At 45.8% G+C, this 20,311-nt stretch carries 17 protein-coding genes and 1 pseudogene; 3 read left to right on the forward strand and 15 right to left on the reverse strand.

The window, feature by feature from the left end; translation table 11 throughout:
* From BBW69_RS06190 to BBW69_RS06235, 10 genes and pseudogenes are all read right to left on the reverse strand, one after another.
* Positions 1-202: pseudogene (locus BBW69_RS06190) on the reverse strand (IS5/IS1182 family transposase); the annotation flags it as partial.
* Between the two features lie 113 nt (positions 203-315).
* Positions 316-975, reverse strand: a complete 660-nt coding sequence (locus BBW69_RS06195) for a phosphoesterase (RefSeq protein WP_108043857.1) — start codon at positions 973-975, stop codon at positions 316-318.
* A 112-nt stretch (positions 976-1,087) separates the two neighbouring features.
* On the reverse strand, positions 1,088-1,870 hold the full coding sequence (locus BBW69_RS06200; RefSeq protein WP_188210851.1) for a hypothetical protein: 783 nt from the start codon (positions 1,868-1,870) through the stop codon (positions 1,088-1,090).
* Positions 1,871-2,433: 563 nt separating this feature from the next.
* Positions 2,434-2,844: a hypothetical protein gene (locus BBW69_RS06205; RefSeq protein ID WP_013448774.1), complete on the reverse strand. Its 411-nt coding sequence runs from the start codon at positions 2,842-2,844 to the stop codon at positions 2,434-2,436.
* 1 nt (position 2,845) lies between these two features.
* Positions 2,846-4,888, reverse strand: a complete 2,043-nt coding sequence (locus BBW69_RS06210; RefSeq protein ID WP_108043855.1) for an integrase — start codon at positions 4,886-4,888, stop codon at positions 2,846-2,848.
* A gap of 1 nt (position 4,889) precedes the next feature.
* Positions 4,890-6,374, reverse strand: a complete 1,485-nt coding sequence (locus BBW69_RS06215; RefSeq protein ID WP_188210767.1) for a site-specific integrase — start codon at positions 6,372-6,374, stop codon at positions 4,890-4,892.
* Complete coding sequence (locus BBW69_RS06220) at positions 6,367-7,410, reverse strand: site-specific integrase (protein WP_223169966.1); 1,044 nt, start codon at positions 7,408-7,410, stop codon at positions 6,367-6,369. The genes BBW69_RS06215 and BBW69_RS06220 overlap by 8 nt, the downstream gene beginning before the upstream one ends.
* A gap of 395 nt (positions 7,411-7,805) precedes the next feature.
* Positions 7,806-8,348 (reverse strand): single-stranded DNA-binding protein, encoded by a 543-nt coding sequence (locus BBW69_RS06225; RefSeq protein WP_188210768.1) that lies wholly within the window; start codon positions 8,346-8,348, stop codon positions 7,806-7,808.
* Between the two features lies 1 nt (position 8,349).
* Positions 8,350-9,732 carry an MFS transporter gene (locus BBW69_RS06230; protein ID WP_188210769.1) on the reverse strand — a complete coding sequence of 461 codons (1,383 nt, stop codon included), beginning with the start codon at positions 9,730-9,732 and terminating at the stop codon, positions 8,350-8,352.
* 109 nt (positions 9,733-9,841) lie between these two features.
* On the reverse strand, positions 9,842-10,465 hold the full coding sequence (locus tag BBW69_RS06235; RefSeq protein WP_188210770.1) for a lytic transglycosylase domain-containing protein: 624 nt from the start codon (positions 10,463-10,465) through the stop codon (positions 9,842-9,844).
* 297 nt (positions 10,466-10,762) lie between these two features.
* Here BBW69_RS06235 and BBW69_RS06240 point away from each other — a divergent pair, with 297 nt between their 5' ends.
* On the forward strand, positions 10,763-12,271 hold the full coding sequence (locus BBW69_RS06240) for a Ppx/GppA phosphatase family protein (RefSeq protein ID WP_108043852.1): 1,509 nt from the start codon (positions 10,763-10,765) through the stop codon (positions 12,269-12,271).
* A 287-nt stretch (positions 12,272-12,558) separates the two neighbouring features.
* On the opposite strand, the gene BBW69_RS06245 is transcribed toward BBW69_RS06240, so the two are convergent.
* The 3 genes from BBW69_RS06245 to trpS form a co-directional block, all read right to left on the reverse strand.
* Complete coding sequence (locus BBW69_RS06245) at positions 12,559-12,882, reverse strand: hypothetical protein (RefSeq protein ID WP_003674689.1); 324 nt, start codon at positions 12,880-12,882, stop codon at positions 12,559-12,561.
* Positions 12,883-13,245: 363 nt separating this feature from the next.
* Entirely contained in the window at positions 13,246-13,791 is a 546-nt protein-coding gene (locus tag BBW69_RS06250; RefSeq protein WP_188210771.1) for a hypothetical protein, read from the reverse strand.
* Positions 13,792-13,858: 67 nt separating this feature from the next.
* Positions 13,859-14,869, reverse strand: a complete 1,011-nt coding sequence (gene trpS / locus BBW69_RS06255) for a tryptophan--tRNA ligase (protein ID WP_188210772.1) — start codon at positions 14,867-14,869, stop codon at positions 13,859-13,861.
* Positions 14,870-15,128: 259 nt separating this feature from the next.
* Between trpS and clpB the strand changes: the two genes are divergently transcribed.
* Positions 15,129-17,702 (forward strand): ATP-dependent chaperone ClpB, encoded by a 2,574-nt coding sequence (gene clpB / locus BBW69_RS06260; protein ID WP_188210773.1) that lies wholly within the window; start codon positions 15,129-15,131, stop codon positions 17,700-17,702.
* A gap of 92 nt (positions 17,703-17,794) precedes the next feature.
* On the opposite strand, the gene BBW69_RS06265 is transcribed toward clpB, so the two are convergent.
* Both BBW69_RS06265 and BBW69_RS06270 read right to left on the reverse strand, forming a co-directional pair.
* Positions 17,795-19,009, reverse strand: a complete 1,215-nt coding sequence (locus BBW69_RS06265; protein WP_111727172.1) for a pyridoxal phosphate-dependent aminotransferase — start codon at positions 19,007-19,009, stop codon at positions 17,795-17,797.
* Positions 19,010-19,096: 87 nt separating this feature from the next.
* On the reverse strand, positions 19,097-19,306 hold the full coding sequence (locus tag BBW69_RS06270; RefSeq protein ID WP_003674694.1) for a 2-hydroxymuconate tautomerase family protein: 210 nt from the start codon (positions 19,304-19,306) through the stop codon (positions 19,097-19,099).
* A 188-nt stretch (positions 19,307-19,494) separates the two neighbouring features.
* Here BBW69_RS06270 and BBW69_RS06275 point away from each other — a divergent pair, with 188 nt between their 5' ends.
* Positions 19,495-20,301 (forward strand): DUF4198 domain-containing protein, encoded by an 807-nt coding sequence (locus tag BBW69_RS06275; protein ID WP_188210774.1) that lies wholly within the window; start codon positions 19,495-19,497, stop codon positions 20,299-20,301.
* Positions 20,302-20,311: the final 10 nt, after the last annotated feature.

Raw genomic sequence — 20,311 nt, forward strand, 5'->3', positions numbered from 1 at the left:
GTCCGAGCAGGACGGCTTTGAACATGGACAACAGTGGATAGGCGGGACGGCCGCGGTGGTCTCTAAGGTAACGGGTTCTTTGACGATTCAGGTACTGTTCGATCGGTTGCCAATCAATCACCTGATCCAACTTCAATAGTGGGAAGCGGTCGATGTGTTTGGCAATCATAGCTTGAGCAGTTTGCTGAAAGAAGGTACTCATGAAAAATCCCCTAAATGTCCGGGTGGGAATTTAGGGGATTTTGGGGGGATTTTGCAAAGGTCTCAGCCTGCACCATTCAAGGCTACCTGAAAATTCATTTCTAAAATAAAAGCTCATTGGTTCAATGCCGCCAATCTCGCCCGAACTTTTGCAGCCGCATCTTCCGTGCTGTTACCAACGATAACGTTTTGCTTGTCGTCGAAATACTGCACGGCAGGCAGGTCGCGCAGGAAGCTGTCAATATCTTGTACGGTCAGGAAACGGCCGTGCATATCCCAGCCGACATTGAGGGCACGCCCTTTGACGGCGGCCATGCGGTCGTGCAGATGGCCGTAGAGGTGGTATAGGCCGTGGTGGATGCCGTCCCATTCGTATAAGGGATAGTGGCACAAAATCGCGGTATTGTTGATTTCGGACAGTTTGAGCCGCAGGTAATGGCTGGCGGACGAGAGTAACGGATGGCCGTCTGCTTTGCGCGTGTTGAGGAAATGTGCTTCTTTTTGCCGAATCAGGTAGTCGTGGTTGCCGTAGATCAAATGGTGTTGCCCGTTAAGCCGTTGCAGCACGGCTTCGATGTGTGCGGGATTTTTGGCAAAGCAGACATCGCCGAGGTTGTACACAGTGTCTTGCGGGGTAACGACGCGGTTCCAGCAGTCGATCAGGTATTCATTCAGCTCGTTGGTGTTATCGCTTTGTAGGCGGAATTGCGGGCAGTATCGGGCGATGTTGGGATGGGAGAAGTGCCAGTCGGCGGTGAAATAGGTTTGAGGCATGGGATACTCGGTTTCTGGTCATCTGACAATAAACAATAAGGTGCAGGCTGCTTTAGAGGCCGTCTGAAACAGGGTTGGGGCGATAAAAAGCAGCCTGCACTTTTTTGCCTGCCTATCTGCCGGTCAATACCAACCGTTGGCAGAAGGCTTCCCAATCGGCAAGGGGTACAACGCGTGTGCCGTCTGCTAACCGGTGTACATCGGAAGCGCAGGCGGTGTGCCAATAGGTGTAAAACGGTAGTTTGGCGATGTCGGCTTCCGATACGGCAGGGGCATTATCCTGTTCTGGCGTATGCACAATCGGCAGGCCGAAATAGCTGTATTGGCCGTCTACGGCTTGGTTGTCTGTGTGGTCGGTTTGGCAGCGGTGTTTACCGGTACGGACAAACCGGCGGCAGAATGCGTTCCAATCGTGCAGAAATACGGCGGCTTGTCCGTCTATCAGGCTTTGGGCGGAACCGATGCTGCTGTCCCGCCAAAATGAATAGAACGGCAATTCGGCGATGTGGCGCTCCATGACGACCGGACTGTCGCCCTGTTCTGCCGGTCGCACCACCGGAACGCCGAAACAAGCGGTTTCAGGCAAGGCATGTGCAGGCTGCATGAAGGCGTTTTGCAGGATAACGGCCGCTTCGGCAGGGGCGATACCTAAACTATCTATGGCAGGCTGCAAAGCTGCGGGCAGGTTGCAAAAGCAGCCTGCACCTTCCGGCAGACAATACACCGAGTTGTTCGTATGGACCAGCGGTGCCGCCCATCGGGTAACGGGCGAGGTGCGGATTCGGCTGCCTGTGGCAAAGCGTCCTGAACCATCTTGGGCGACCGTACCGTACACCACGGCATACCCTGATTTGCCGGGCGTGTGGTAGCGGGTGAAGGTCCAATCAGCCAGCATGCAAGTGGATATTGTACAGTCGTAGACATGCGTTGATTGGATGGTATGAGTGTGGGTGTTTGGCATGGGCTCATTCCTGAAATGGCGAGGTTTAGACAGCCACAGTCATTGCGAGGTATGCAGATTGTCTGAAATTTCGCGTTACACTTCAATTGCGTTCCTGTTCCGATAACTAGTTTGCACAATTATTTTTTGGAATACCTTTGGGATTAATAACCATGCAGCAGTCTTGAATTTTTGCATACATGACCGTGTGCTTGTCTCCGGCAAGACGTGAGCGAGGCTGAGCAAATCCATATTGTTAACAAAATAAAGATTTAGTGGAGACTACTGCAAGTTGGGGTGCGGGCTTGAGCAGAAAGTAGTTCAGTACAATAGTGTTTGACGCGCCATTAAACTGCTATATTTCTCCGGCCAGAAGAAGTAGATGTTGACGAAAATTGTTTTCTACTCTACCCATCAAGAAGTTTAATAGGTATGAAGAGATTGTCTGAAAATTGATTTTCAGACGATCTTTTGTAGAGACTACTATAGTAAAAATAATTTACCTTACATCCTATAAATTACCTACGTTGACGGTTAACAGCAATAAGAGGTTTATTTAGTGTGTCTTGTGTCATCCCATGCATATATGCATTATATTGCCATACAATAAATTGCTGTTTATATCGCTCATTAATTTCTTCCAAGCGTTGTACCTGAGCCTTCAAATTATTAACTTGTTTTAGCAAATAATCCATCGTGATATTTGGTACTGGTTCTTTTTTTGCATCCTCCTTCATTTTTTGCTTCTGTTGGCTAAAGGCTTTTTGTATATCAGGATAATTAGACAGTGACTGCCTCTCAATACTCTTAATATTCAATAACTCTGAGACTTTAGAGCAAAGTAATTTCCATGTTAACTTCCCCTCCCAGGTTTTAATCAACATAATGATATCTTCCAAATTTTCTTCTGTAATAAGAATTTTTGGCATACTACATCTCCATTAACCTATATAAATCATCATCAAGTTTAGCCGTTTCTGGTTTTTTAACATCTATATCCATTCCTTTTTCCAATAAGGCTAACTTGACTGGTGAAGGATCATATTCGTCAGGTATTCGTAATAGTGCACCATTTGGAATTTCACTATTTTCCAAGAATGCAATTTTGGTTCTTATATGTGCCAATCTCCACCCTAGGTTACTTATCCAACGATCTGCACCAAAAGCTCCTAATTTATGGTGTTCTTTTGCTTTATTAATTTGCTCTGTAAGCTGAATTTCTCTATGCTTTAATATTTCTAAAGATGATTCTAATCCTTTAATACAAATAAGTTCTTTACATGTTTCACAATCTCCATGGCGAGAACATGGCGACATTGCATAATCATGCTCACAAATGCCTATTTCTGTTATAGTTGCAATTCCAATTCTATTTTTTCCTAAGTCTTCATAGGTAATAGGAAGATTTAAATGAATTTTGTCTAATATTGAAATATCCTCAGGAATGAGTAAATCTCGAACAGCCTCACTTTTTTCTTCTTCTGTTCTGTGATCATAAGCTTTATTATCTGCCACTCTAGCTCTGCCTGCCCAGTTAGCTAAAGTTAATTCATCCATTCCACCTCGCTCAGCTTTTGTACTCAACCAATGCCTTGCATTATGCGATGGCAATCTAATAAATTCTCCTTTAGATGTACCTATACAATGTTTTTCCCATAATGATGTTTTAGGACGAGTTTCTGAATAGCAAAATCTATCATTAATTTGATTCACTGTTGGTAACACAAAAGAAAAACGTTTAGGGGAAAAATCATCATGAAATTCATTTTCTCTGAATAATAATAAGGCTTCAGAAGCTTTAACGTTTCTATTTTTATCAATATATGGCCAGTAATTAAATTTTGAGGTATATTTTTCGTATAAGTACTTTCCCAAAACATTAGAAGTTATAACGCCATTATTTTCTTTCATTAACTTTTCAAACCACTTAGTTTTAATCCCATGCTTTCCATTAATTTCTAAAATCTTACCTATTTCTATTTCAGTTAAAGGTTTTTGAGATAAATAATGGGATACTTGCATACCTTGATCTGGTGATATCATTACTGTGTTAGGATTTTCTTCTGCAAACTTTGCTGCTTTTCTTGCTAAAGCTCCTATATCTGTTAAACGTTTGACTGCTTCAATAATCACATCTTGCATGCTACTAGGAACCCATTTCAAACCCTCTTTTCCATTTTTTGCAGGTATCCATCGAATACCTAATTGCCTATTTCCTAAGCTATCTTCTTCCCATTCTAAGCAATTAACAGATAAAGACATCAACTCAGAACAACGAGATGGAGCAACCATAAGTAGAGCCATAACTGCTGTATAATACTCAGTTTCTTTATCTAAATTTGGTGCATCATGAAAGAGTTTTGCTGTAAGTAGCATTTCCTCATCAGATGGCATTTTTTTGGAACGATAATCTTTTCCTCTCTTATCTAATAATATTGTTAAATCTCTAGGACGACTATAAGGATTAGTCCATATAGGGGGCTTTAGAACAATTTGATATTCTATACAAAAATTAAATAATGTTTCTAATTGATAACCTAGTTTATTTGTTGATTCATTCATTTTAGGATATTTTTTAGCAACTAAATTTTGAACTTCTTGAATAACTAAACTATCCAAATATAGAATATCTGCTTTTTTCTTTACATTATGTAAAGCCATTTCAACAAAACGCAATGCTTCCATATGTCTAGCGAATTGACGAATAGGTCTTAACGAATAAGTATAACGGATATAAGCCTTAGCAAACTCAATAAATGGTGAAGATAACGGTTCATATTTATAACTATTTGATGGAAATCTATCTGTAGAAAATCGAACTTGTACTGAATGGATATTAAACTTTGTTCTCCATTGATTATTTTCCCAACAATCAGCACCAAAAGCATCTAATCTATATCTACAGAAATAAATGAACTGTTCTAGATTTTTAGTAGGGGAATTACTTATTGGTTCAAAAATTTGGCTACTCATATTAATGAATCTCTCGAGATTTTTTCATTTGGCTACAAGCTTTAACTACATACTCAACCGCTAAAATAATGCGATCTTTAGAATTCGCATAATCTATGCTTTTAGACACTCTCAGTCGCTCTTCTTTTTCTCGATATAATTTATCTAATATCTGTTGATGAGGGCCATCAAGAAGAGGCCTAAATTTTCTACATAGATAACAGTTTTCATAAGAACTTATACAAAATTTATTTGTACTACAAGCCCCAACAGTGTCTGATCCATTGTTTGTTATAAAAGATGTTGGATCATTCCCCCTCTCACCTTCATTCAAGCTAGAGATTATTCTTCCAGAAAAGGCATGAGCCAATTTCCCCATTTCGGCACCCATTACACGATCAATATACTGAACAGTATCGGCAGTATTTTCTGTATAAACTTTTACATTCTGTATATCTGAGTGATCTAATAATTCTGCAATAACTGTGGCACCAACACCTTTCCGCCCCAAATTAGTTCCACGTGTGTAACGAAAACGTCTTGCATTCACATATATAACTTTTCCAGTACGCTCAGAAATAGCATGTTGGGCATTATTGAATTCCACCATGAGTTTCTTCATTTCTTGAATAGTTGAATGTAATAAGTCTTTTTCTAGATACAGTCCCACATTACCCTTATTAATCTCTAATAAAGTTTGATGACTCATGAAAATAGGTATTAATTTTCTTTGTTCAAAAGGTAAAGTATTACCAATATGTGTTTCAATTTTTTTAATTTGATCTTCAGCTAAGTTTCTTATAATTAAATACAGATCTTCAGTAACTGCTAATTTCCTAAATGACTTCCTAAAGTTTGAATGCCGTTGTTTAACTCTTGGTATATTAATATAATAATCATTATTATCCTTAATCAAATCACACATTTTTAGTTGCTTCAACTGCGAAGGACGTCTAGCAGTTATTATTAGAGCATTAATATATGCGTAACACTCAAAGCTGATTCTGTTTTGTTTCCATAGCTCATTAAGTTCACTCACTAGGCTTAATAGTTCATTATTCGTCATCGGTCCTGCGTATGGACAATGATTAGCAACTGATTTCCCCTTTTTATTTCCTTTTATATTAAATGTTTCTAATAATTTAACTACTTCCAGAGAAATTCCTAAATAACCTCTTTTATACCAAGTATGTAAAAATCCTTTTAATGATCCTAAATACCATTCATTTTCCCTAGTTAAACTTGCACGCCAATTCAATATACTGTCTGTTGTAATAGCATTCCCATTAGAAAATTTTATTAACCGCCTAAACATAAACAACATATTTCTAGTATGATGAGCTGACATCTCTTGTGCATAGTCAGATAAAATATTTTTAAATCCATCTAGCAATGAGCTATCCAAAGATAAAATATCTCTTGTTAATTTTATCTTTATATCTTTATTTAATATCCATATCGTATCATTCTGATTAAATGAATATCCATCTCTTGAAATTTTAGTCATTTCTTTCAACAATTTTATTAGAAAGTTTACCTAATAATTCTTCTTGCTCAAGAAGAACTAATTTATTAGCTTGTTCAATAATATGTCTCTTGTTATAAATATATGAACTTTTCTCTGATGTATGCCCCATCCAGTGTTGTCTATACTTAGCTTCATTCTCAGGAGTAATTTCAGTATGATTGGTTTTATTCTCTTTAGCTAATTTATTATTAAGATCTACTTTTCTAGAAAAATCTAAGTTCCACTCATGTCTAAATATATGAGAATGAATAATAGAAAATTTTTTGTCTACTTTTTTCATAGTAGGTATTATAATATTATCAAAGGAACTAATACTAAGTGGTTTTCCTTGTGAAATTCCTTTTTTATGTGTTACAAATAAATAAGGGTGCCTATTCGAATTTGGTATTTTATTTCGATAATTAAGTATATATTCATCTATAAGATTTGATAATTCAAGACTGATTACTAAACGTCTTTCTTTTGTCTTCGCTACAGCCTGATTCATTCTTGAATCTATTGGATCATCATGTGTACGTCTTATAAATATAGCAGGATGATTTCCTGTTAAAATTAGATCATCGACTCTTATTGATAGAAGCTCTCCACGTCTAATGCCTAATTTACGCAGCAGCATGAACATTAAATAGTTTCTTTTTCTTATTCCTTCATTCTTAAAAGGATTTTTTGGGTTCAGATAATCCGCAATACCAAGAAATTCATCGAGTAAACCATCTGTAATACTAGCATTATCAAAAATTTCAGAAGAATAAAAACTCCGAATATTCGGTCTCAGGTTTTTAAACGTAACCGTCATTTTTTCTACATCTTTTGGTGTATATAATCCTTTATTCATAAAAAGACTGGATATAAACTCCAAGTACTCAATTGCAGCTGTCATCCTATTGTATTGATGAGAATGGCTAATAATTATTGAATTGATACTTTTTTTATTTCCAGATAGTCTATTACTAAAACTTAACTTCTTTTTATCTGTTTTCTCACTTAGCCTAAAATGCTCTCTTAAATTAATCATATCCTTATAACTTAAAAGATTCCCATTTTTAAATTCATTAACAATATTTCTATTATTACTATACTCCCATTTAAAAAGCCACCGTATAGCATATAGCTTATTGCGAATCGTATTTACAGAGCAACTACTCCTTAAAATAGATGTGGTCCACAAAGTAGAATAATAATGTGGAATATTTTTTCCATTATCTATAAGGATAGGATATCGTTCACCATTAGTGAAAACTATAATTTCCAATCTAACCATAGCAAATTTTAATTTTACAATTTTATATATAAATACTAACAGAATGATAAAGATCATTCAATTTTTGTGCAAAAAAAAAGAACCTAGTCAACACCTAGGTTCTCCAGCTATTTAAATATCAAATTTAACACTTATAGGATATATGGGTGCTAGAACGGGATATCGTCGTCAATATCCTCAACCGGTATGGCATGAGCTGCGGGAGCCGGTTGGCGGCGTGGCGCGGCAGGTGTTTCTTCGTGTGTTTCTTGGGGATAAGACGTAGCAGCAGGAGAAGCTTGCTGCCTTTGCGGTGCAGGACGTTGATAACCCTCTTGATTCTGACCGTAAGCTTCGTCATAAGGCACGCCGCCGCTGTTTTCATTTCGACTGCCAAGCATCTTCATTTCACTGGCAATAATATCGTAGGCAGTACGTTCAATACCGTCTTTACCTTGATATTTCCGGCTTTGGATCCGCCCTTCCAAATAAACCAGCCCGCCTTTTTTGAGGTATTGGCCGGCAATTTCGGCCAGTTTGCGGTACATGGTGATGTTATGCCACTCAGTACGCTCTACACGTTGGCCGTTGCGGTCGTTCCATGTTTCGCTGGTAGCGACTGAAAAATTGCAGACGGCTTCGCCGTTGGGCATATAGCGCACTTCGGGATCGCGTCCGAGACGGCCGATAAGGATAACTTTATTTAATGACATTTTAAACTCCTATAATGATGTCTTCAGCGGCAGCCTGATCGAAACCCTTCTGCAACACTTTGATATAAACAGTTTGCCTGTCGAAACTGAAACTGATGTCTTCCACGCCCTCAAGCCCAGATAAGGCACGGTATAACCCTTCCTGATTGCCCTGCCATACGCTGCCGACAGGATAACTGAGGTTTTTGACAGGTTTGGGAGCGGGAGACAAAACGGCAAGAACCAGCCACAGCAGCATTAATGTACTGCAAAAGGCAAACACGCCGACAAAGCCGTATTTTTGGAACAGCAACCCGCCTGCCGCACCGCCGGCAAACAGTCCGACCGACTGCATCGTGTTGTACACGCCCATCGCCGTACCTTTCAGGTCGGACGGTGCAATTTTGGAAACCATAGACGGCAAACTGGCCTCTAACACATTAAAACCGATAAAATAAACAATCAGATATACGGTAATCAGCCAGACAGAATGCATGTCGGACAAAAGACCTATCTGTGCCGCCGCAATACAGACGATACCTAAGATAAAAACCTGCTTGAGCCTGTTACGTGTTTCACCGATGATAATCAGCGGAACCATTACCACCAAACCGGCAACGGTAGAAGGAAGATATACTTTCCAATGCTGTATTTTTTCCAAGCCAAGCTGCGTCATGGCGAAAGGAAGGGCGGTAAACAATGCCATTTGCGCGGCATGCAGGGCAAAAATACCGAAATCGAGGTTAAGCAGTTGGCGGTTTTTCAAAACTTCGCCTATACGTGCAGGCTGGGCCTGCGTATCTTCGTGCAGCTTGGAAACCTCCGGGTCGGGAGTCATAAACGCCACCACGCCGATACTGGCAACGGTCAAAATGCCGGTCAGCAGGAACAAGCCGCGTACGCCGACCACGTCGGCAATCATCGGGGCAACCACCAGGCTGACCGAAAAAGTCAAACCGATACTCAAACCTATCATTGCCATCGCGCGGGTACGTACACCGTCGCGCGTCAAATCCGCCAGCAGCGCGGTAACCGCCGCACTGACCGCTCCCGCACCCTGTATGGCACGGGCTGCAACCAATAAGGGCAATGTATCGGCGGCGGCGGCAAGGAAGCTGCCCGCTGCAAAGACGACCAGTCCCGCATAAATGGTTTTTTTGCGTCCGAATTTGTCGGAAGCAATACCCAAAGGCAGCTGCAGCAGCGCCTGCGTCAGACCGTAAATACCCATTGCCAGCCCGACCAGCGTTTTATTGTCTTCCGCGCCGGGCAGCGAAGCGGCATACATCGCCAAAACAGGCAGCACGAGGAACATACCCAGCATACGCAATGCGTACACGCCGGAAAGCGTAGTGCTTGCGCGCCATTCGTGCGGAAACATTTGAATTCGGTTATCTCTTGCCATAATACTTTTTCAGACGGCATCAGCTGCTGCTGTGCCGTCTGAATTTCCAATAAACAGATTTCAGATTATACAGGATTCGCTACGTTTCGGTTGCAGCCCGGATTCAAAATCAGTGCCACTGCCAGCGGTTGCGCCATGCACCCAAAACGGCATTCGGATACTTATTGCTGCCGAGACTGCCGTTAAAACGGGCAAGTGCGCGGACGATGTTGCCTTTTTCAAGGTTCTGGTAATGGCGCAGAATCGTGCAGCCGTAACGCAGGTTGGTACGGATGTCGAACAGGTTGTGCGCCGGTTTGCCGATGTAGTTTTTCCAAAACGGCATAACCTGCATCAGGCCGCGCGCACCGACTCCGCTGATTGCATACTGGCGGAACGCGCTTTCCACCTCAATCAGCCCCAACACAATCTGCGTATCCAAACCGGCCCGACTGCTTTCATACTGGATATTGACCAGCAGCCTGCGCCGCTCCTCCTCATCGGGGACAAACCTTGCCAAACGTACCGACATGGCGGACAACCAACGTTCGCCCTCTTTCGGATTGTCAAACACCAGCCTCGGCGGATTTATGCTGCCGACAGAGCTCCTCATCACGGAAGCCACATCGTCGGCAAGCGTTTCTTCACGTTGCGCGCCGGCTTGTGCCAGCGGGCTGAGCAACAGCGCGCCGGCAGCACACAACAGGCGGCGTCGGTACGTGTTGACGGATAAATTATCGGTCGTTTTATTCATAATATCTGGATGGCTACGCGCCCGAATGTTTCAGACGGCATTCAATATTCAGGTTTCCATATCCGAAACGCACATAAGGCAACACTATGCGCTGTTTCGTCCGCAAAGAAACCGTCCCTCGCGGAAAGCACCGATTCTACCGCCATGAAGAACGCTTGTCCAAGCATACTGAATACCTTACATCGGGAAAATCCGGGTAAAACATCTGTGAGCGTAATCAAAAACAACCTCATCATTTATTGTCAACGCCCATACCGGCAGAGTAACATTGCGTTTTTCCCCACCGGTATCCACCACATGACTACCACCCCCGCAAACATCCTCGCCTCCGTCGATTTGGGTTCCAACAGTTTCCGCCTCCAGGTTTGCGAAAACAACAATGGACAATTAAAAGTCATCGATTCCTTCAAACAGATGGTCCGTTTTGCCGCCGGTCTGGACGAACAGAAAAACCTCAGCGCATCCTCGCAGGAACAGGCTTTAGACTGCCTGGCAAAATTCGGCGAACGCCTGCGCGGCTTCCGCCCTGAACAGGTACGCGCCGTAGCAACCAATACATTCCGCGTTGCCAAAAACATCGCAGATTTCCTTCCCAAGGCCGAAGCGGCACTGGGTTTCCCCATAGAAATCATCGCCGGGCGCGAAGAGGCCCGGCTGATTTATACCGGCGTCGTCCACACCCTTCCCCCGGAAGGCGGCAAAATGCTGGTTATCGACATCGGCGGCGGCTCGACAGAATTCATTATCGGTTCAACCCTGCGCCCCGACATTACCGAAAGCCTGCCTTTAGGCTGCGTTACCTACAGCCTGCGCTTCTTCCAAAACAAAATCACCGCCAAAGACTTCCAATCTGCCATTTCTGCCGCCCGTAACGAAATCCAACGCATCAGCAAAAACATGAAGCGCGAAGGTTGGGATTTCGCCGTCGGAACTTCGGGTTCGGCAAAATCCATCCGCGACGTCCTTGCAGCCGAATTGCCGCAAGAGGCAGACATTACCTATAAAGGCATGTGCGCCCTTGCCGAACGCATCGTCGAAGCCGGCTCGGTCAAAAAGGCCAAATTTGAAAACCTGAAACCGGAACGCATCGAAGTCTTTGCCGGCGGGCTTGCCGTGATGATGGCGGCATTTGAAGAATTGGAACTCGATAAAATGACCGTAACCGAAGCTGCACTGCGGGACGGTGTGTTCTACGACCTGATAGGCCGTGCGCTGAACGAAGACATGCGAGAACAAACGGTTTCGGAGTTTCAACACCGCTATCACGTCAGCCTCAATCAGGCAAAACGCGTTGCCGATACCGCACAAACCTTTATGGACAGCCTCTGCCACGTCAAAAACGTTACCGTCCAAGAGCTTGCCCTTTGGAAACAATATCTCGGACGGGCCGCGCGCCTGCACGAAATCGGTTTGGACATCGCCCACACGGGATATCACAAACATTCCGCCTACATCCTGGAAAACGCCGATATGCCGGGGTTCTCACGTAAAGAACAGACCATACTTGCCCAACTGGTCATCGGTCATCGCGGCGATATGAAAAAAATGGGCGGCATTATCGGCACCAACGAAATGTTGTGGTATGCCGTTTTGTCCCTGCGCCTTGCCGCCCTGTTCTGCCGTTCGCGTCAAGACCTGTCTTTCCCGAAAAACATGCAGTTGCGCACGGATACGGAAAGCCACGGCTTCATCCTGCGTATTGACAGTGAATGGCTGGAACGCCACCCCCTGATTGCCGACGCATTGGAATATGAAAGCGTCCAATGGCAAAAAGTCAATATGCCGTTTAAAGTTGAAGCCGTCTGACCTTTACAAACCAAATGCCGTCTGAATGATGTTCAGACGGCATTTCCCTATCCACAACACCCAAAAAACCGACTGCCTTGTATCTATAACGGCAGACGGGTCGATTTGCAACTCCAAGCAAAAACCTGCTTATATGCGCGGCAAATTCAGCCAACCCGGATAAGAACAAGCAAGTCTTTCCATAACCCGCGTGCATGGTGCAGTCTATCCCGTCCAAGCAAAGCCGGACTTAAGGCATAGATAAAGCGGCAACCGGATGGCTGCCGCTTTTTTAAACAGTCAAAAAATTATTTAGCAGCGTCTTTCATTTTGTCTGCCGCTTCTTGAGTCGCATCAGCAGCTTTGTTCAAAGTATCTTTAGCTGCTTCAGTTACAGCTTCTTTGGTTTCAGTCACAGCTTGATCGGCACTTTCTTTTGCATCAGCTGCAGCATCTTTGATTTTATCTTTCGCTTCTTGAGTAGCAGAAGCAGCAGACTCAGCGACAGAAGCCGCGGTATCTTTAACATCGGACTGAACGGCTTGAGCCGCTTCCTTAGTCTCTTCTTTAGCCTCTTGTGAGCATGCCGCCAGAGCAGCCGCCATCATTGCAGCAATCAGTAATTTTTTCATATCCTATCCTTCTTACATTTTTGATTTAAATTTCAGTTAAAAAACTATTTTATGAAAACAGCGGGAAAATTGTAACACACATTCTCCTCATTTTGAGTTTCCCGTCAGTGTAAACTCGACCAAATCGCCATCACGGATGGATAGATTATCCAGCTGACAGAAATGCTCCTTACCGTCCTCTTCTCTATGTAGCTATTGCCCCTATTGGAACAAAACCACTTTTATATTTACTTTTCCTATCTGACGAATTTCCATTTCTGCAAACAATTCCCTGACCGTCTCCATCAGGACAAAAAACTTGTTGCAGCCACTTTCCTGAAAGGGCTAGGAAAACTCAAATGCATTATGGGATTTTTGAATACCTCAATAATGGCGGCGGCGGAAATAAAACATCCCCTCACTGTCGATTTCCAGCACATAGCGTCCGTTCTGCACGGCTGCATATCCGCTTTTCCCTGTCTGGTAAGGTTGCAGTACGGCATGCGAAACTAGGTAATCCGTCAGCTTCCCGCCGTCTTGTGCGACATTATCCACCAGTTTGGCAAACAAGGTATGACACACGCCGTTTGCCGACCAACCTGCCGGACCACCCTTATCGTCGGTTTCCATGCATTTGCCGCTGATGACTTCCAAGTCGTTGGGATGCTTGCCGATCAGTTGCAACACATTCTGTTCCGACAAGCCCTCAATCGGATAAGTCAGCTGTTTTTTGCCTTCAGCCGTTTTTCCTTCTTGTACCCCGCCCAGAGCCAAGCCAGCAATCGCCGTATTGTCGATATATTTGACTTTGAAAACCGGTTTCGGTGCACCCTGCACTGCATTTTGCGGCTGTTCCGCCGTATTTTCAGATTTACCGCAGGCTGCAAGCAGCAGGCAGCCACTTAACACGACAAAAGATGTTTTAAGCATTCCACACTCCTGATGGTTTCAAAATGCCGTCTGAAACACGGACAATGAATGTTCAGACGGCATGGGTTTATTTCAAAGGACGGATACCGACCGCATCACGTACCTTATTCAAAAGTTCGCGCGCTTCTTTGCGCGCTTTGGCCGCGCCTGCCTGCAGGATGTCTTCGATTTGCGAAGGATTGGCGGTCAGCTCGTTGTAGCGTTCGCGCGGTTCTGCCAGCTCGGCGTTGATTTTGGCAGCCAAGAGTTTTTTGGCTTCGCCCCATGCCAGGCCTTCGGCCAGCATTTGTGTGAACGCTGCTGTTTCAGACGGCATGGAGAAGGCCTTGTAGATTTCAAACAAGGGGCTTTCGTCAGGCTGTTTCGGCTCGCCAGGCTCTTTCATGTTGGTGATGATTTTGTTGACCGATTTTTGGGTTTTCTTGTCGTTTTCCCAAAGCGGAATGGTGTTGCCGTAGGATTTGGACATTTTGCGTCCGTCCAAACCGACCAAGAGTTCGACGTTTTCATCGATTTTCACTTCGGGCAGGGTGAAAAGTTCTTGGAAGCGGTGGTTGAAGCGGCCGGCAATGTCGCGCGCCATTTCGACATGTTGGATTTGGTCGCGTCCGACGGGAACTTCGTTGGCGTTGAACATAAGGATGTCGGCAGTCATCAGAATCGGATAACTGAACAAACCCATTTCCACACCGAAATCAGGATCTTCCTGATTGTTTTCTGCATTTGCCTGTACAGCGGCTTTGTAAGCATGGGCGCGGTTCATCAAACCCTTGGCGGTGATGCAGGTCAGAATCCAGTTCAATTCCATCACTTCGGGAATGTCGCTTTGGCGGTAGAAGGTGGTGCGCTCGGGGTCGAGTCCGCAGGCAAGCCAAGTGGCGGCAACAGCTTGGGTGGATTGGTGAATCATCTCCGGTTCGTGGCATTTAATGATGCCGTGGTAATCGGCGAGGAAGAGGAAGGATTCGGTATCGGGGTTTTGCGCCGCGCGGACGGCGGGGCGGATAGCACCGACGTAGTTGCCCAGATGCGGGATGCCGGTGGTGGTTACGCCGGTCAGAACTCGTTTTTTGCTCATAAAATGTCCTTACGGCATCAATGCCGTCTGAAAGGGAAAAGAATGTGCCGATTATACCCGATTTGCCACATACATCCAGCCGACAACAGACTTTTCCATATTAAGAAGATATAGTTATACACATTATTATATATTTTTATATACTTTAAATTCAATAATATATCGAATTAAATATAAAAAAACAGAAAACAACACTTGAGTTATCCACAGTCATGCACATATAGGCTTCAACAATGGACGTTTCCAAAAGGAAAAGAAAATGCGATTCGACAAATTAACCGCCAAATTCCAACAAGCCCTTGCAGAAGCTCAGAGTTTGGCGTTGGCTGCAGACAGCAGCTATCTGGAAGCGGGCTTTGTACTGAAAGCCCTGTTTGACGACCAAAATAGCGGAGCTGCCGCGCTCTTGGCTCATGCGGGCGTGAACGTGCCGCAGGTGAAGCAGCGTTTACAGCAGCATTTAAACAACCTGCCGAAAGTGTCCGGCCAGGGCGGCGACATTATGCCCAGCCGTGAATTGCAGGCGGTGTTGAACCTGATGGATAAAGCTGCAACCAAACGCGGCGATGCCTATATCGCCAGCGAACTTTTCCTACTTGCCTTGGTGCAGCAGAACGATGCGACCGGCAAAATCCTGAAAGAAGCCGGCGCGACCGAACAAAACATCAATGCCGCGATTGACGCGGTACGAGGAGGACAAAACGTGAACGATGCCAATGCCGAAGACCAACGCGATGCGCTGAAAAAATATACGCTCGACCTGACCCAGCGCGCCCGCGACGGCAAACTCGACCCTGTTATCGGCCGCGACGACGAAATCCGCCGCGCAATTCAGGTGCTGCAACGCCGAACCAAAAACAACCCAGTGTTGATTGGTGAACCGGGTGTGGGTAAAACCGCCATCGTTGAAGGCTTGGCGCAACGCATCGTCAACGGCGAAGTACCCGAATCCCTGCGTAACAAACGCCTTTTGGTTTTGGACTTGGCGGCTTTGATTGCCGGCGCGAAATACCGCGGCGAATTTGAAGAACGCTTGAAAGGTGTGTTGAACGATTTGGCGAAAGACGACGGCAACACCCTGATTTTCATTGACGAAATCCATACTTTGGTCGGCGCGGGCAAAACCGACGGCGCAATGGATGCGGGCAATATGTTGAAACCGGCTTTAGCGCGCGGTGAACTGCACTGCATCGGCGCGACCACCTTGAACGAATACCGCCAATACATCGAAAAAGACGCGGCACTGGAACGCCGCTTCCAAAAAGTATTGGTCGGCGAACCCAGCGTGGAAGACACCATCGCCATCCTGCGCGGTTTGCAGGAACGTTACGAAATCCACCACGGCATCGACATCACCGACCCCGCCATCGTTGCCGCCGCGGAATTGAGCGACCGCTACATCACCGACCGCTTCCTACCCGATAAAGCGATTGATTTGATCGACGAAGCAGCCAGCCGCATCAAAATGGAGTTGGACAGCAAACCTGAGCAAATGGATAAACTTGACCGTCGCATTATCCAGCTCAAAATGGAAAAAATGCACGTTGCCAAAGAAACCGATGATGCCAGTAAGAAACGTCTGGAATTGATAGACGAAGAAATCGACGGGCTGCAAAAAGAATACGCCGATTTGGACGAAATCTGGAAAGCCGAAAAAGCGGCATCATCCAGCACTGCCGACATCAAGAAACAGATGGACGACATCAAAGTCAAAATCGAGCAGGCCAAACGCCAAGGCGACTTCGCCCGCGCGTCCGAACTCGAATACGGCGAGTTGCCGAAATTAGGTGCGCAGTTGCAGGCGGCGGAAAGTAACCCTGACGGCAAAAAACAAAACAAACTCTTCCGCACCGAAGTCGGCGCGGACGAAGTGGCCGAAATCGTATCGCGCATGACCGGCATTCCTGTGTCCAAAATGATGGAAGGCGAACGCGACAAGCTGCTGAAAATGGAAGAAGTATTGCACCGCCGAGTGGTCGGTCAAGACGAAGCCGTGCGTGCCGTGTCCGATGCCATCCGCCGCAGCCGCTCCGGTCTTGCCGATCCGAACAAACCCTACGGCAGCTTCCTGTTCCTAGGCCCGACCGGCGTGGGTAAAACCGAGTTGTGTAAAGCTTTGGCAGGCTTCCTGTTCGACAGCGAAGACCACCTTATCCGTATCGACATGTCCGAATACATGGAAAAACACGCCGTTGCCCGCCTGATCGGCGCGCCTCCGGGCTATGTCGGCTACGAAGAAGGCGGCTACCTGACCGAACAAGTGCGCCGCAAACCGTACAGCGTGATTCTTTTGGACGAAGTGGAAAAAGCGCATCCCGACGTGTTCAACATCCTGCTGCAAGTATTGGATGACGGCCGCCTGACCGACGGACAAGGCAGGACGGTAGATTTTAAAAACACCGTGATTGTGATGACTTCCAACATCGGCAGCCAGCACATCCAACAAATGGGCATTCAGGATTACGAAGCGGTGAAAGAAGTTGTGATGGAGGATGTGAAAGAACATTTCCGTCCTGAAATGATTAACCGCATCGACGAAGTAGTCGTGTTCCACGGACTGGATCAGGCAAACATCCGCAGCATTGCCAAAATCCAGCTTAAAGGTTTGGAAAAACGTTTGGAAAAACAAAACCTGCGCCTGACTGTTTCCGATGCCGCACTGGACATCATCGCCAAAGCCGGTTTCGACCCCGTCTACGGCGCACGTCCGCTCAAACGCGCCATCCAGTCGGAAATCGAAAACCCGCTGGCCAAAGCCCTGCTTGCCGGAAACTATGCGCCCGAAAGCGAAATCAGGGTGGAAGCCGACGGCGACAGACTGGAATTTGCCTGATTCGTTCCTGCTGTTGAAAATGCCGTCTGAAACGGGAATCTCCGTTTCAGACGGCATTTTATATCTCCGGCAGACAACCTGCCCGTTCCCCCTTATTGGCGGTAGGTTTGCAGGAATCTTGCCAACCTGCCCATCGCCTCTTCAATCTGATGGACGTAAGGCAGTGTGACAATGCGGAAATGGTCGGGTTTAATCCAATTAAACCCTGTTCCCTGTACCAGCAAGACTTTTTCGCGCACCAGCAAATCGTAAACGAATTTCATGTCATCGTGGATACGGTACATTTCGGTATCGATTTTTGGGAACATATACATCGCGCCCATCGGTTTGACGCAGGATACGCCGGGTATCTGGTTGACCAATTCCCACGCCCTGTTGCGCTGTTCCAAAAGCCGTCCGCCCGGCAAGATGAATTCGTTAATGCTCTGATAACCGCCCAATGCCGTCTGAATCGCATGCTGCATCGGCGTATTGGCACACAGGCGCATGGACGAAAGCATATCCAAACCCTCGATGTAACCTTTTGCATGATGTTTCGGCCCGTTGAGCACCATCCAGCCTTGGCGGAAGCCGGCGACGCGGTAGGCTTTGGACAAACCGTTGAACGTTACCGTCAAAAGGTCGGGGGCGAGCGCGGCAATATGGTGGTGAACCGCGCCGTCATAAAGGATTTTGTCGTAAATCTCGTCGGCGAAAATAATTAAACCATGCTTGCGCGCCAGTTCGGCGATTTCGAGCAGGATTTCCTTGCTGTACACCGCTCCTGTCGGGTTATTGGGGTTGATGACGACGATGGCTTTAGTTTTGGGCGTAATTTTGGCTTCCATATCGGCAAGGTTGGGGAACCAGCCGTTTTCTTCGTCGCACAGATAATGGCGTACCGTACCGCCCGCAAGCGTTGCCGCCGCCGTCCACAAAGGATAATCGGGCGCAGGAATCAGGATTTCGTCACCGTCGTTCAACAGCGCCTGCATAGACATAGTAATCAGCTCGGACACGCCGTTGCCGATATAGACATCATTAACCGTAATATCGCGCAAACCTTTGGTTTGATAGTAGTGAACGATGGCTTTGCGTGCGGAATACAATCCCTTCGAATCGCAATAGCCTTGAGAAGTCGGCAGGTTGCGGATGACATCGACTAAGATTTCATCAGGTGCTTCGAAGCCGAACGGCGCAGGGTTGCCGATATTGAGTTTAAGGATTTTATTGCCCTCTTCTTCAAGCTGAAGAGCTTTTTTATGTACGGGGCCACGAATGTCGTAACAGACGTGATCGAGTTTTGCAGACTTGGGAAATTTATCCATGATGTGTTCCGTTATTTTTGGCGATGGATGGAAATGTACTCTTTTTAACTTCGAATTTAAAGCATCAAACCAAGATTTTCAGGCTTTTTACCTGCCCTCTTTGCGCCGTTCGCTGACACTTTTCCCGCCTATGCCCCAGTTATCGGTATCCACTTCATCGATAACGACCACTGTCGTCTCAGGATTTTTACCCAATACACGACCCAACAATTCCGTTACACCTTGTATCAGCTCCGCCTTCTGCTCCGTACTCGGCGCTTCCTTACCACCGGTTACTTTAATATTGACATAGGGCATGATTGATCTCCATTCAAAAATTTTACCATCTTATCAGACAACGCCATTACACCCAACCCACTTTTTCATTTATAACAAAATATATATAAAACAGAATCTTATTCATAAATAACAAACATCCTTCACATATAATTATATGTGTTATATTATAACATTATTTTAAACCCGCCCTGATATGAGGACTTATCATGAAGAAGACATTAATGCTGCTTGCCGCATCCGCACTATTTGCCACATCCGCACACGCCCACCGCGTCTGGGTTGAAACCGCCCACACACATGGCGGCGAATACCTTGAAGCAGAATTAGGTTACGGTGAGTTTCCCGAATTAGAACCCATCGCGCGTGACCGCCAGCATATCTTCAGCAAACCGATGCAGCTGGTTACCGAAGAAGGTAAGGAAAACATGATTCAACGCGGCACATACAACTACCAGTACCGCAGCAACCGTCCCGTCAAGGACGGTAGCTACCTCGTTACCGCCGAATACCAGCCGACCTTCTGGTCGAAAAATAAAGCAGGCTGGAAACAGGCGAACATCAAAGAAATGCCTGATGCGGATTATTGCGAGCAAACCCGTATGTTCGGTAAAAACATTGTCAACGTCGGCCATGAAAGCGCAGATACCGCCGTTATCACCAAGCAGGTCGGACAAAACCTTGAAATCGTCCCGCTGGACAATCCTGCCAATATCCATGTCGGCGAACGGTTTAAAGTACGCGTACTCTTTAACGGCGAACCGCTGCCCAATACAACCTTGACGGCAACCTTTGACGGCTTCGACACCAGCGACCGCAGCAAAACGCACAAAACCGAAGCACAGGCATTCTCCGACAGCACAGACGACAAAGGCGAAGTAGACATCATCCCGTTGCGCCAAGGCTTCTGGAAAGCCAGTGTCGAACACAAAGCCGACTTCCCCGATCAAACCGTGTGCCAAAAACAGGCGAACTACTCGACTTTAACCTTCCAAATCGGCCATTCGCACCATTAATTCCGTCCAA

The organism is Neisseria sp. RH3002v2f (genome assembly GCF_014596375.1).
Lineage (GTDB): Bacteria > Pseudomonadota > Gammaproteobacteria > Burkholderiales > Neisseriaceae > Neisseria > Neisseria cinerea.

Bases quoted from the DNA above. Each gene is read 5' to 3' on its own strand.
- BBW69_RS06195 (WP_108043857.1), bottom strand. From the start codon at position 975: ATGCCTCAAACCTATTTCACCGCCGACTGGCACTTCTCCCATCCCAAC.
- BBW69_RS06200 (WP_188210851.1), bottom strand. From the start codon at position 1,870: ATGCTGGCTGATTGGACCTTCACCCGCTACCACACGCCCGGCAAATCA.
- BBW69_RS06205 (WP_013448774.1), bottom strand. From the start codon at position 2,844: ATGCCAAAAATTCTTATTACAGAAGAAAATTTGGAAGATATCATTATG.
- BBW69_RS06210 (WP_108043855.1), bottom strand. From the start codon at position 4,888: ATGAGTAGCCAAATTTTTGAACCAATAAGTAATTCCCCTACTAAAAAT.
- BBW69_RS06215 (WP_188210767.1), bottom strand. From the start codon at position 6,374: ATGACTAAAATTTCAAGAGATGGATATTCATTTAATCAGAATGATACG.
- BBW69_RS06220 (WP_223169966.1), bottom strand. From the start codon at position 7,410: ATGATTAATTTAAGAGAGCATTTTAGGCTAAGTGAGAAAACAGATAAA.
- BBW69_RS06225 (WP_188210768.1), bottom strand. From the start codon at position 8,348: ATGTCATTAAATAAAGTTATCCTTATCGGCCGTCTCGGACGCGATCCC.
- BBW69_RS06230 (WP_188210769.1), bottom strand. From the start codon at position 9,732: ATGGCAAGAGATAACCGAATTCAAATGTTTCCGCACGAATGGCGCGCA.
- BBW69_RS06235 (WP_188210770.1), bottom strand. From the start codon at position 10,465: ATGAATAAAACGACCGATAATTTATCCGTCAACACGTACCGACGCCGC.
- BBW69_RS06240 (WP_108043852.1), top strand. From the start codon at position 10,763: ATGACTACCACCCCCGCAAACATCCTCGCCTCCGTCGATTTGGGTTCC.
- BBW69_RS06245 (WP_003674689.1), bottom strand. From the start codon at position 12,882: ATGAAAAAATTACTGATTGCTGCAATGATGGCGGCTGCTCTGGCGGCA.
- BBW69_RS06250 (WP_188210771.1), bottom strand. From the start codon at position 13,791: ATGCTTAAAACATCTTTTGTCGTGTTAAGTGGCTGCCTGCTGCTTGCA.
- trpS (WP_188210772.1), bottom strand. From the start codon at position 14,869: ATGAGCAAAAAACGAGTTCTGACCGGCGTAACCACCACCGGCATCCCG.
- clpB (WP_188210773.1), top strand. From the start codon at position 15,129: ATGCGATTCGACAAATTAACCGCCAAATTCCAACAAGCCCTTGCAGAA.
- BBW69_RS06265 (WP_111727172.1), bottom strand. From the start codon at position 19,009: ATGGATAAATTTCCCAAGTCTGCAAAACTCGATCACGTCTGTTACGAC.
- BBW69_RS06270 (WP_003674694.1), bottom strand. From the start codon at position 19,306: ATGCCCTATGTCAATATTAAAGTAACCGGTGGTAAGGAAGCGCCGAGT.
- BBW69_RS06275 (WP_188210774.1), top strand. From the start codon at position 19,495: ATGAAGAAGACATTAATGCTGCTTGCCGCATCCGCACTATTTGCCACA.